Source organism: Paucilactobacillus vaccinostercus DSM 20634 (genome assembly GCF_001436295.1).
Lineage (GTDB): Bacteria > Bacillota > Bacilli > Lactobacillales > Lactobacillaceae > Paucilactobacillus > Paucilactobacillus vaccinostercus.
Genome location: NZ_AYYY01000016.1, coordinates 1 through 11,661, shown reverse-complemented (window position 1 = coordinate 11,661; position 11,661 = coordinate 1). Strand labels below are relative to the sequence as shown.

The window sequence follows — 11,661 nt, the reverse complement described above, 5'->3', positions numbered from 1 at the left end:
ACAAAAGAGGAAGTTATGATAGTGCTTTTATCATAACTTCCTCTTTTTATTAGAATAAAAATGAAAATCGTCCTTTATCTACGTATTTTATCTATGTAAGGGGGGATAACTTATCAATATGCAGAATTTTTCAGCAACGATCAATGAGTGCATTGCTAATCGAATTTCTGATCTATACGTTTTACCACTTAATGAGCAGTACAGAATGTTATACCACAATGTTCAGGGCGTGATGACCACAAAGAAGATAAGTTTGGATGCGGGTAATCAGCTTATCTCGTATTTAAAGTATCGGGCAAATATGGCAGTTAGCGAACATAGACGTCCGCAGGTTGGTGCTTTGATTATGGAAGAAAAGGGCGAAATTATTAATTTAAGATTATCGTCCGTCGGTGATTATAGCGGAAAAGAGTCTTTAGTTATTCGCTTCATTTATTCATTTGAGAGTATCAGTCATCAACAATTAATTCCAAATCAATTGGGAATGCTGCAACAATTAGTACAGCATAGGGGGTTGATTCTATTTTCCGGTCCGATGGGGTCTGGAAAGACAACCACGATGTACCAACTTGCTCGAAAAGCTATGAAAAATCGGGTAGTGATGACGATTGAGGACCCTGTGGAAATCGAGGAAAAGAATTTTATCCAACTGCAGGTTAACAATCAGGCTAACATGTCATACGATCAGCTATTAAAGGTCGGACTGAGGCATCGGCCGGAAGCTTTTATAATCGGTGAAATAAGAGATACGTTGACCGCTAAGATGGCGATTAGAGCTGCGCTGAGTGGCCATTTAGTATTATCGACAGTGCATGCAAAAAATGTATTTGGTGTAATTTCACGAATGGAGCAATTAGGGGTGGAGCAATCGTATTTAGCCCAGGTTTTGACAGGAGTGTGCTATCAAAGATTATTACCAACGACTCAAGATAGTATTGCTGTTTTATATGATTTACTGGCTGGAGATCAATTAAACTTAGCAGTTATGGATAAAAATAATAGACCTAATCGAATGACTGCACAATGGAGCAACTATTTAGAAGAAGGGGTTAAAAAGTGTGAAATTACGCGTACGACAGCCAAAACATATCAAGAAGGATAGTTTAAGTATTAGACAGCAAGCACGGTGGTTTTCCTTAATGGGAGATTTGTTACGAGTGGGCTTTTCATTGAAGCAGGCATTAACTTTTTCAACAACGCTAATGCCAGAAAGTACAAAAATTTTTGAAGAGATCGATATGAGTATGGCCAGTGGGGGTTCCTTTTCTAAAAGTACGCGATTATTTATAGGTCAAGATATCTACTATCAATTATTACTTGCTGAACGGCATGGAGATCTTGGCCAAAGTATTACACAAATTGGTCAATTTTTAACGATTAGCGTTAAACAAAAGACTAAATTGAAAGGACTACTACAGTACCCCGCTATTTTACTGTCATTGTTGGGCATCCTGTTGGCAGTGCTGAAAATATTTATTTTTCCGGAACTATCAACGTGGCAAAACGAACAAGAGACGCAATATAATTTATTCGCGTTTTGGCCTTGGATGCTGTTGGGAATTTTGATAGGTGTTATCGGAATCAGTGGTTCGATTATATATCGATGGCTCAAGTCTTCAGCGGTCAATCGAGCAACGTTACTTTGCCAATTACCTTTAATTGGGAAAATCTATCGTGAATACTACGCTTATTATTTAATTACTAATTTTGCGCTATTACTTCAAAATGGAATGGGGGTCCGAGAAATTTGTGAATTATTTGCTAGTTTTGATAAGAAGTCACTATTGAATCAGTTAGGATCACAACTAGATCAAGTTTTGATGAACGGAAAACCGCCAATTAAAATAATTCATGACTACCCCTATTTACCGCAAGAACTAATTGTATTTATGAATAAGGGAGAAACTGTTGAAGAATTGGGGAAGCAGTTAACTATTTTTTCTAGTTTAATTTTTAGCCGGTTAATTAAAAAAATTGAGCAGCTGCTGGTACTCGTTCAGCCAATTTTATTTGGCATCATTGCGGTTGTAATTGTAATGATGTATCTGAGTATCATGTTACCAATTTATCAATCAATGAAAGGAATTTATTAATATGATTAGTAAAATAAAATATATAGTAGGCCAAAAACGCAAAGGTTTTACGCTGATTGAGATGAGTATTGTTTTATTTATCATTAGTTTACTAGTTTTAATTATTTTGCCTAATTTAGCATCTCAACGTAAGCATGCCAACAGTGTGCATAAAAGTGCGATGGTGTCAGTAGTTCAAACACAAATTGATCTATATGAAAACGAGCATGGTGACGGGAGTGTTAGTTTTTCAGATTTAGAAAAGGGTGACTATTTGACAAATGCACAGATTGAAAAAGCACAAAATGAAAATATTTCGATTACTGGCGATAAGGCTACACAAGGAAAGGGATAATTTTTTAGGGTTTACATTGATCGAGTCGGTGCTAGTTCTTGGATTAGTGGCCTTAATGATGTCATTTGGGACGATATATGGACATCACGTCACTCAAGTGAATGCAGAACGTCAGTTTTGGCAAGAACTAGAACAAAATTGGCATGCCAGTCAAGTGCGAGCCCGCGAAGGAAGTAGTGCCATTAATATTCGATATGTTAATGGTGCGATTCGATTTCAGTGGTGTGATATTAGTAATCAAAGGTTATATCGAGAGGATGTTACCATTCCAGCAACAATTAGTGTTGGAAACTTTAAAAAATTACAGATGATGCCCAACGGATATGTACAAGCTGGGACACAAAGATTTACCTCGTCGCTTACGCATAAAACGTATCTTATGAAAGTTCAGTTAGGATGGGGAGGGTACCGAATTGTCACACAGTAGGAGCGGGTTTGTGATGGCGGATGCCACGGTCGCATTGATGATTCTGACAGTGTGTGTGGTCTGGTTTTGTATATGCGAACAGCAATTACAAAAACAAATGCAACGAGCTAGTCAAGAAATATATATATCCCGAATTGGTAAAGAAGTGGCAGATCGTTATTATGATAGCCACCAACCAGTAACAGAGCAACGAGGAAAATATACAGTTCGGGCTATGGCGGATAAGGTTGTGGTAATGGAAGGAGCTAAAACGAGATTGTTAATCACCAAATAATAAAGCATGGCGGTTTTACATTAATAGAATGTATGTTGACCTTTTTAATTGTCGCACTGATTGCGATGTTAGCAAATTTAATAGTCCAAGTATCACGAACCAGTCAAAAAACAACCTTTAATGATGATTTACAGTGGTATTTATTCGTACGTGAACTGGAATCGGATACGCATCAATTTGAATTGACGCATGTTGGTCGATATGAACTGATGTTACGAAGTCGCGTTAGTGCGAAGTCGTATCAGTTGGAGTGTAAAGATGATCATATGTACCTGACGTTAAGCCATAATGGTGGCGGTTATCTATCCTTGATGACACATGTCAAAATGTATCATCCAGAACAGCTTTCAAGATCTCAAGTACAGATTGCAGTCGTCATGGATGATGGAAGTCAGCGAATTGCGAGGGTCCATTTTTATCCAATATTATCTGCGGGAGATGCCAAGTGAAATCACGATCAGGATATGTTTTAGTAAATGTACTTATTTTAATTGCAATACTAACTAGTATTCAATTAATGTTATATCGGCATTATGCGCAGCAGAAGCAATCTTTGACAATGCTAAAAAATGAATTTATTTCACAAGCGATGATCGATTTACAGGCGGGTGCTGATGATCCGGTTGTTAGCTTCAATACCGGAAAAGTGATTGTGAATGATAAAGGATTACAAGTTCAGCTTAATAATGGTTATAAGTATATAAGTAGAGGTAATCTCGTACCTTGAATTTATTCCCTAAAATCTGTAAACTGGTGTGGTAGCAAAGTTTTAGAGATGGGAGTGGAAGAAAAGCTGGCACAAGAAAATACTGAAAAATTGTTTAAGCTCATTGATGAATCAGTCATGTTACTTAAGCAATCACTTTCAAGCTCATACCTCGATGCGTTCATCGAAAGTGCGGATAATATTATTGCTGGTGAAGTTCAAGTAGAAGATGGTAAGCCAACTCAAGAGATTATCAAGCAACTCAACCAAATTTATGCGCAAATTGATTTGGACAACACAGATGCGGAAACCATACGAACGGTGATCCAACTGAGTATGCTAAAAGCGGTCAAGCAAGATGCTATTCAGCCTAATCATCAAATGACACCAGATACGTTGGGGTTCCTGATTGCTTATATAATCGAAAAAATTGGTATCAAACAAGATGATGCTTCTATTTTCGATTTGAGTGTCGGAACAGGGAATCTTTTAACTACGGTAATGAACCATTTAAAGCGAACGACTGGCAAGAAGATTCATGGATACGGTATTGATAATGATGATTCAATGCTTGCAGTTGCGAGCGTGAGTGTGGAGATGCAACAGCAAGATATTGAGTTGTATCATCAGGATGCAATCGATTCTTTGGATATCCCACAATGCGATTACGTTGTATCGGATTTACCAGTTGGGTACTATCCTTTGGATAATAATACGGATCATTATGAAACTCGAGCTGAAAAGGGTCATTCCTATGTTCATCATTTACTGATTGAACAAGCAATGAACTATTTAAAGCCCGATGGATTTGGTGTATTCTTAATACCAAGTGATTTGTTTAAAACAGATGAATCTAAGCAATTTGTTGAATGGATTCAGCGTCGAGCTCATTTACAAGGACTTGTCAATTTACCAAGTGAGCTATTTCAAACAAAACAGGCAGAAAAATCAATTTTATTACTTCAACGACGAGGAACTAATAGTCATCAAGCACCAAAAGTATTACTTGGGCAGTTCCCATCTTTTAAGAAAAAAACAGAGTTTGCCAACTTTATGGTTGAAATAGATAACTGGGTAAAGACTAATTTGAAGGGTTAAAGGAGATATAATAGTATGTCAAAGACAATTGCCATTAATGCAGGGAGTTCTACTTTAAAATTTAAACTTTTTGAAATGCCAAGCGAAGAAGTTATTGCTGAAGGTGTTATTGAAAGAATTGGATTGAAGGACTCACTTGTTAGCATCAAGTATGGTGATGGTAAAAAGCTAAAGGATACCATTCAAGCAACTAACCATGAAGTAGCAATCAACTACTTGCTGAAACAATTGATTCAACTTGATATTATCAAGGACTTCAATGAAATTACTGGTGTTGGTCATCGGATCGTTGCAGGGGGAGAATTCTTCAAGGATTCTGTTTTAATTGACGATGATGTGATGCAAAAAATTGATGAATTAGCTGACTACGCACCACTACACAACCCAGCTAACTTAATTGGAATTAAAGCATTTAAGAAGATTTTACCTGATATTACTTCAGTCGCTGTATTTGATACGTCATTCCACACGGATATGCCAGAAGAAAACTATCTCTACAGCATTCCTTACGAATGGTATGAAAAATATGGTGCTCGTAAATACGGTGCACATGGAACTAGTCATCGTTACGTATCCGCTCGTGCTGCTGAGATTTTGGGTAAAGATGTTAAAGATCTGAAGATGATCACGTTACATTTAGGTGCCGGTGCATCGATTACAGCCGTCAAAGATGGTAAATCATTCGATACGTCAATGGGCTTCACCCCATTAGCTGGTATAACCATGGCTACTCGTTCGGGAGATGTTGATCCTTCGCTGATTGCATGGCTGGAAGAGAAACTTAACATTTCTTCAGAAGAAATGATTGATATTTTAAACCATAAATCTGGGTTGGTTGGTGTTTCAGGTGTTTCAGCTGACATGCGTGACCTTGAACAAGTAATGGACGAGAACCACAGAGCTAAATTGGCTCGTGATATCTGGATCAATCGTGTCATTCGTTATATTGGACAGTACGCTGCCGAGATGAATGGGTTAGACGTTTTGGTATTTACGGCCGGCGTTGGCGAAAATGATATTGAAATTCGTCAAAGTGTTGCGGATGGTCTGTCATTCTTTGGCGTTGGCATTGATCCTGAAAAAAACCATATTCGTGGTGTTGAACGTGATTTGACTGCTGATGGTGCAACTGTCAAGACATTGCTTATCCCAACAGATGAAGAATTAATGATTGCTCGTGATGTTGAACGCTTAAAAAAATAGTTATTTGAGATATAATGGAAGGATCAGGGAGACCTGGTCCTTTTTATTATATAGAAAATCAAGGGAGCTTAATTGAATGCGTTATGTAACTTCGGATACTCATTTTTTTCATGAAGGTTTACTGGGAATGAGTGATTTTGCACCCAGACCATTTTCAACAGTTGCAGAGATGAATCAGGTGATTATTGATCACTGGAATCAACGAGTTCAGTCAACTGATACGGTCTATCATCTCGGCGATATTGCGTTATACTTTACGAAACCAGCAGTTAAGTCAAATGAAGCAGTTTTTGAATTATTGAGTCGATTAAATGGTAATTTAGTTCTTATCAAGGGAAATCATGATAGTCGTGATTTATTTAAATATCTTGCTAAACATAATTTTCAGGTTAACGGAAAACCCAAGTTCGAGTTTCACGATGTTGGCGTATTAATTAAGTTTGATCATCGTCAGTACTATATGACCCATTATCCAATGATGTTGGGGATTGCACCGCAGATTATTAATCTACATGGGCATATTCATCACTATTCAGTCTCCGCGAAGGAAAATATCAATGTTGGTGTTGACACACCAGAGGCCGGCTATTTGAATTATAAAATACCGTTTGGCACACCATTTTCATTGGATGATATTGAGATGATGGTACAACAAAAAGCAATTGATTTTGCCAAACGACATTGATCGATTGCCGTAAAAGTAGCACAATCGCAGTAGAGATTAATGGGGGATAAAAATGGTTGAGAAGATTACAATTTTACACACAAATGATATGCATTCACACTTTGAAAATTGGCCCAAGATTAGACGTTACCTGTTGACACAAAAAGAAGCATTGACTAGCGCCAATAGCAGTGTTTTAACATTTGATATCGGGGATGCAATGGATCGGGTACACCCACTTTCTGAAGCAACGGATGGTCAGGCAAACGTTGCGTTACTCAACGAGATTCACTATGATGGGGTGACGATTGGGAATAACGAAGGACTGGGAAATAATAAGGAACAACTTAGCCATTTGTACGATCAAGCTAATTTTGATGTGATTTTAGGAAATTTATTGGATAAGACCAATCAACAACTTCCGAATTTTGCTGAAGATTTCAAGATTATTAAGACTAAAAATAATACACGTGTCGCAGTATTAGGACTAACAGCACCGTTTATTTTAACTTATCCGCTTGAAGGGTGGCAGCCAATTGATGTGTTTAAGGCAATTCCCTATCTCCTTAAACGTATTGAAGGGCAATATGATGTACTGGTTTTGCTATCACACCTTGGATTGTCGGTCGATGAGCAGATTGCAACCCGTTTTTCGGATTTTGATGTGATTATTGGTAGTCATACGCATCATTTACTAGAACATGGTAAGCGAGTCAAAGGAACCTTACTAGCTGCTGCAGGCAAGTATGGTCAATATATTGGAAAAATCGATCTCGAACTGGCAGATCATCAGGTCATCAATTCTCAGGCAAGAGTTGCTGTGACAGAGCATTTACCAGAAGAACCAACGGATCATGTAGAAATTGAATCGTATCGAACAAGAGGCGAGCAATTGCTTAAACAACAGCAAATTGCTCGTATCCCAGAGGATTTATCTGTTGATTTTGAAAATAGTACTAAACTAATTAATGTTGGTTTAAAAGCTATTCAAGAAGCAACGGGAGCAGAAGCAGCGCTATTAAATACGGGGCTGTTTTTAACGGGAATTAATGCGGGAATTGTGAATCGTAATCAAATGCATGAGATGTTACCTCATGCAATGCACGTGATGAAAGTGACATTATCCGGGGCCAATTTAATCCGTTTAATCCGAGAAGTTGAGAAGAACCGTAACTTTTTACGGCGATTTCCACTGAAAGGAATGGGATTTCGTGGTAAAATTTTTGGAGAAGTTCATTACGATGGAATCGAATTCGATCCAATTCAGCAACAAGTTTTTTATCGTGGTGAACCTGTGAATATTTTTGAGCAATATACGATTGCCAGCTTGGACCATTATTTATTTATTCCGTTTTTTCCAACGATTGAAATTGCAGGAAAAAATGAACTAATGTACAATAAATTTTTTCGAGACGTGGTCTCAGATTATTTAACGAAACATTTTCCGATTGATTAATGTAGGAGGGAGGGATACCTTGAATAAGCAAAAAATACGGGAACTGATAGAACAGCGTGAACAACAACGTGCTGATATTTATCATGTTGAAAGAACAGATACCGATGCTTTTACAGTTAATGGGCATCCGTACAAGTTACTTAAAGATTATAAAGAGGCATTTGATCCAGATAAATTAGCTGATCGTTTTAGTACAATTTTGAGTAAATACGATTATATTGTCGGCGATTGGGGATTTGAACAGCTCAGACTGAAGGGCTTTTATGCTGTTAAACAGCCTGGCACTCAACCGGCTGAGCTAGCGGATGCAATTCAAGATTACTTATATGAATACTGTAATTTTGGTTGTGCTTACTTTATTATTCAAAATTTAGATGTTCAGGTTGTCCATCCGGAACATACTAAGCGTCGTCGTACTAAGAAAAACGGTACAGGTAATCATGGAGATGCTCGTAACAACAAGAAGGCAAACGAGCACCACGATTATCGGAAGAAAAAGCAGCATAAGCAAAATACAACCAGTAAGCATAAAAAAGGACCGCAGATCCGAGAACGGACAACGAGTGTTAACCCAGTACCAGTTTCTAAAAGAAAAAATCAAGAAGTGGTCCGAGAAAGTGGCACCAAAAAGAAGCAAAAATTTGTAATACGACATAAGTAGGCAGGGAGAATTTATGCAGTATCAGGGATATTTTATTGATTTAGACGGGACAACGTATAAGGGAAAAAAACAAATTCCTGCTGCGGCACGTTTCATTAAACGGTTACAGGATAAAAATTTAACGGTGATGTTTGTGACTAACAACAGTACGCGTTCACCGGAATTTGTTGCTAACAATTTAAAGGATAATCACAATATTAATGTGACATCCGCCAATGTTTATACAACGGCGTTGGCAACAGCCGATTATATGGACCATATTGCAACTAATTCGAAGAGAACGGTTTATGTTGTTGGGGAAAGTGGCCTTAAACAGGCCTTATTGGATAAGGGATTTCGATTTGATGAAACATCACCGGATTTTGTGGTCGTTGGTTTGGATTCTGATGTGACTTATCATAAACTCGAACGTGCCGTACTTTTAATTCGCGCTGGGGCTAAATTTATTGGCACCAATGCAGACAGCAATTTACCTAATGAGCGGGGAATGGTGCCTGGAGCCGGATCACTTGTTAAGCTAGTAGAATACGCAACGCAGACTAAACCAATTATGATTGGTAAACCCGAGAAAATTATCATGGAAATGGCGTTAGAAAAAAGTGGCCTTTCTAAAGATGAAGTGATTATGGTGGGTGACAATTACCATACTGATATCAGCGCCGGAATTAATGTTGGTATGGATACATTAATGGTTTATACCGGTCTTTCAAAACCGGAAGAGGTGGCTCAACAGCCTGTTCAACCGTCATATCAGGTGGATTCGTTAGATGAATGGAATTTGGATGAACATTAAGAACAACATAATGGTTGTACTAAAATGGTGCAGTTTAATTCTGTGCCTAGTTAGTATGGCTATTTTTTTAACATTGAATTTTAGTATCATATTCGTATTTTTTAGTCATCAGGAGATTAGTGGCGTGACACACGGTGAAATTCTGCGAGATTACGGTCATTTATTACTATTTTTGCAGGTGCCGGGGATGCATACGATCAATTTTCAATTTATTCCAATATCTGTAAGCGGTAAAATTCATTTTAGCGACGTGAAGCAACTGATTTTGCTGAATGAGTTAATTTTGATAATTACGGGCTGCTTAACGTATTACGAGATAAGTCGACAAAAAAAGAAGCATCAACTTTGGCGGTTGATACTTCCAATTAAGGGATTAGTCGTTTTTATTCCAACGATGATGTTAATTTTACTGATTAACTTTAATAGTTGGTTTATTAAATTTCATGAGTTGGTTTTTAGCAATCAAGATTGGATTTTTAATCCCACTACTGATCCGATTATTAATGTGTTAACGGAGAACTTTTTTGGACTGTGTGTAATCGCGTTTACAATTTTGATAGAGCTGATGTTGGGGGTTCTTTACTATGCTGGGAACAGGCAGCTTTATTAGTCACTAACACTAAGCTTGGAACGGAAGAAACCAACGACTGCTGGGATAAGTGTTACAACGATGATGCCGATAATAATAGCCGAGAAGTGTTCTTGAACAAAGGGAAGGTTACCGAAGAAGTAACCACACAGTGAGCAAATTGAGACCCAAGAAATACAGCCAATCAAACTAAACCGAATAAAACGTTTGTAAGGAAAACCAGATCCGGCAGAAGCAAATGGTGCAAAAGTACGAATAATAGGCATGTAGCGTGCGAGGATTATTGCCGGTGCACCATGCTTTTCGAAGAATTGCTCTGTTTTAGCAAGACTTTTTTTATCAATTAACTTACCAAAGAGTGAGTGATCGGATAAAGTTTTTCCAATTTTATGCCCAATGTAAAAGTTAAGCGAGTCACCAGCAATACAAGCAATCAGAAATAAAACAAAGAATATCGTAATGCTTAGATTGTAATTTTGGTTGGCAGCAAGTGCACTGGCCGCAAATAGAAGGGAATCGCCGGGTAAGAAAGGCATAATGACGATTCCGGTTTCAATAAATACGATTGCAAATAAGATTAGATAAGACCAATCACCAAAGTTATTTACGAGTGAAATAATGTGTGAATCAATGTGTAGTATAAAATCAATTAAGGTTGACACCAGATAGTTCTCCTTTTATTTAGTTTTCCATGTATTAAATTAATCGGGAGTAAGTATATCATGTTTTTAACCGAAATTATAAGTTCTTAGCGAATTTCACATTTATTTAAGATACTGGACTTAATGTTGCATTGACGATTATAATGGGCAGCAGTTAATTACAAGGTGCCTCGCTCAACAAAGGAGAGATTAATTTGACAAAGGTTGCAAGTACAATTGTGTTAAGCAATGAAGTAAAGACGACGTTTTTGGTTGATGGTAGCGAACCGTTCCATTTCCTTTCGGTAGACAAAATGGATAATAAGACTGCATTGGCAACGACACTAGCTTATTTAAGAGAAACGGTTGGTATCAATGTAGAATGCCTACGATTAGAAGAACTATCCATCACACTTGATAGTGAGAAACAATCATTATTTGTTTTTTCAATACATGATCGTGCCGATGAAATCATCAAGCAGTGTCAGAACTTTAACCATCTAAAGTTTATTGATGTTAGCCAACTTCACCACTTATTTGAAACCGTTGAAATGGATACTGCACCTTTTTTTGAATAAATTTAAAATTTTGCTTGACCACAGAATGAATTCTTGATATGATATTTACTGTTGTCAAGGCGATTAGTTAAGCGCTTCGATAACGGTAGTAGACCTTTGAAAACTGAACAAAGTTTCGACAAATCAAATGTGTAGGGTCCTTTA

General features: G+C 37.5%; 16 protein-coding genes. 15 read left to right on the top strand and 1 reads right to left on the bottom strand.

Annotated elements, in window-relative coordinates:
• Positions 1-118: 118 nt before the first annotated feature.
• From comGA to FC26_RS04210, 14 genes are all read left to right on the top strand, one after another.
• Positions 119-1,102, top strand: a complete 984-nt coding sequence (gene comGA / locus FC26_RS04275) for a competence type IV pilus ATPase ComGA (RefSeq protein ID WP_057778125.1) — start codon at positions 119-121, stop codon at positions 1,100-1,102.
• A complete protein-coding gene (gene comGB, locus FC26_RS04270) occupies positions 1,059-2,093 on the top strand; it encodes a competence type IV pilus assembly protein ComGB (protein WP_157061043.1) in 1,035 nt (344 codons plus the stop codon). Before comGA ends, comGB begins: the two co-directional genes overlap by 44 nt.
• A 1-nt stretch (position 2,094) precedes the next feature.
• Positions 2,095-2,427: a competence type IV pilus major pilin ComGC gene (comGC, locus tag FC26_RS04265; protein WP_057778122.1), complete on the top strand. Its 333-nt coding sequence runs from the start codon at positions 2,095-2,097 to the stop codon at positions 2,425-2,427.
• 16 nt (positions 2,428-2,443) lie between these two features.
• Positions 2,444-2,854 carry a hypothetical protein gene (locus FC26_RS04260; RefSeq protein WP_157061041.1) on the top strand — a complete coding sequence of 137 codons (411 nt, stop codon included), beginning with the start codon at positions 2,444-2,446 and terminating at the stop codon, positions 2,852-2,854.
• Positions 2,841-3,128: a hypothetical protein gene (locus FC26_RS04255; protein WP_157061039.1), complete on the top strand. Its 288-nt coding sequence runs from the start codon at positions 2,841-2,843 to the stop codon at positions 3,126-3,128. The genes FC26_RS04260 and FC26_RS04255 overlap by 14 nt, the downstream gene beginning before the upstream one ends.
• The gene (locus tag FC26_RS04250; RefSeq protein ID WP_338045551.1) at positions 3,110-3,577 is read left to right on the top strand and encodes a competence type IV pilus minor pilin ComGF; all 468 of its coding nucleotides are present in this window, start codon (positions 3,110-3,112) and stop codon (positions 3,575-3,577) included. Before FC26_RS04255 ends, FC26_RS04250 begins: the two co-directional genes overlap by 19 nt.
• Positions 3,574-3,855 carry a hypothetical protein gene (locus tag FC26_RS04245; protein ID WP_057778115.1) on the top strand — a complete coding sequence of 94 codons (282 nt, stop codon included), beginning with the start codon at positions 3,574-3,576 and terminating at the stop codon, positions 3,853-3,855. Before FC26_RS04250 ends, FC26_RS04245 begins: the two co-directional genes overlap by 4 nt.
• Positions 3,856-3,903: 48 nt before the next feature.
• Positions 3,904-4,932, top strand: coding sequence for a class I SAM-dependent methyltransferase (locus tag FC26_RS04240; RefSeq protein ID WP_083483745.1), 1,029 nt, complete (start codon positions 3,904-3,906; stop codon positions 4,930-4,932).
• Between the two features lie 15 nt (positions 4,933-4,947).
• Positions 4,948-6,135 (top strand): acetate/propionate family kinase, encoded by a 1,188-nt coding sequence (locus FC26_RS04235; protein ID WP_057778113.1) that lies wholly within the window; start codon positions 4,948-4,950, stop codon positions 6,133-6,135.
• Between the two features lie 76 nt (positions 6,136-6,211).
• Entirely contained in the window at positions 6,212-6,820 is a 609-nt protein-coding gene (locus tag FC26_RS04230) for a metallophosphoesterase (protein ID WP_057778112.1), read from the top strand.
• 52 nt (positions 6,821-6,872) lie between these two features.
• Positions 6,873-8,255, top strand: coding sequence for a bifunctional metallophosphatase/5'-nucleotidase (locus FC26_RS04225; protein ID WP_057778110.1), 1,383 nt, complete (start codon positions 6,873-6,875; stop codon positions 8,253-8,255).
• A 19-nt stretch (positions 8,256-8,274) separates the two neighbouring features.
• Positions 8,275-8,916: a YutD family protein gene (locus FC26_RS04220; protein ID WP_083483744.1), complete on the top strand. Its 642-nt coding sequence runs from the start codon at positions 8,275-8,277 to the stop codon at positions 8,914-8,916.
• A 13-nt stretch (positions 8,917-8,929) separates the two neighbouring features.
• On the top strand, positions 8,930-9,709 hold the full coding sequence (locus FC26_RS04215; protein WP_057778108.1) for a TIGR01457 family HAD-type hydrolase: 780 nt from the start codon (positions 8,930-8,932) through the stop codon (positions 9,707-9,709).
• Positions 9,684-10,319 (top strand): TIGR01906 family membrane protein, encoded by a 636-nt coding sequence (locus FC26_RS04210; protein WP_057778106.1) that lies wholly within the window; start codon positions 9,684-9,686, stop codon positions 10,317-10,319. The genes FC26_RS04215 and FC26_RS04210 overlap by 26 nt, the downstream gene beginning before the upstream one ends.
• Here FC26_RS04210 and FC26_RS04205 read toward each other — a convergent pair.
• Positions 10,316-10,960, bottom strand: a complete 645-nt coding sequence (locus FC26_RS04205) for a VTT domain-containing protein (protein WP_057778104.1) — start codon at positions 10,958-10,960, stop codon at positions 10,316-10,318. The two genes, FC26_RS04210 and FC26_RS04205, sit on opposite strands and share 4 nt — an antisense overlap.
• 194 nt (positions 10,961-11,154) lie before the next feature.
• On the opposite strand from FC26_RS04205, the gene FC26_RS04200 reads away from it, so the two are divergent.
• The gene (locus tag FC26_RS04200; RefSeq protein ID WP_057778102.1) at positions 11,155-11,517 is read left to right on the top strand and encodes a hypothetical protein; all 363 of its coding nucleotides are present in this window, start codon (positions 11,155-11,157) and stop codon (positions 11,515-11,517) included.
• Positions 11,518-11,661: the final 144 nt, after the last annotated feature.

What these genes read in the sequence shown, in the direction of transcription:
- comGA (WP_057778125.1), top strand. Translation starts at nt 119, where the DNA reads ATGCAGAATTTTTCAGCAACGATCAATGAGTGCATTGCTAATCGAATT.
- comGC (WP_057778122.1), top strand. Translation starts at nt 2,095, where the DNA reads ATGATTAGTAAAATAAAATATATAGTAGGCCAAAAACGCAAAGGTTTT.
- FC26_RS04240 (WP_083483745.1), top strand. Translation starts at nt 3,904, where the DNA reads ATGGGAGTGGAAGAAAAGCTGGCACAAGAAAATACTGAAAAATTGTTT.
- FC26_RS04235 (WP_057778113.1), top strand. Translation starts at nt 4,948, where the DNA reads ATGTCAAAGACAATTGCCATTAATGCAGGGAGTTCTACTTTAAAATTT.
- FC26_RS04230 (WP_057778112.1), top strand. Translation starts at nt 6,212, where the DNA reads ATGCGTTATGTAACTTCGGATACTCATTTTTTTCATGAAGGTTTACTG.
- FC26_RS04225 (WP_057778110.1), top strand. Translation starts at nt 6,873, where the DNA reads ATGGTTGAGAAGATTACAATTTTACACACAAATGATATGCATTCACAC.
- FC26_RS04215 (WP_057778108.1), top strand. Translation starts at nt 8,930, where the DNA reads ATGCAGTATCAGGGATATTTTATTGATTTAGACGGGACAACGTATAAG.
- FC26_RS04210 (WP_057778106.1), top strand. Translation starts at nt 9,684, where the DNA reads ATGAATGGAATTTGGATGAACATTAAGAACAACATAATGGTTGTACTA.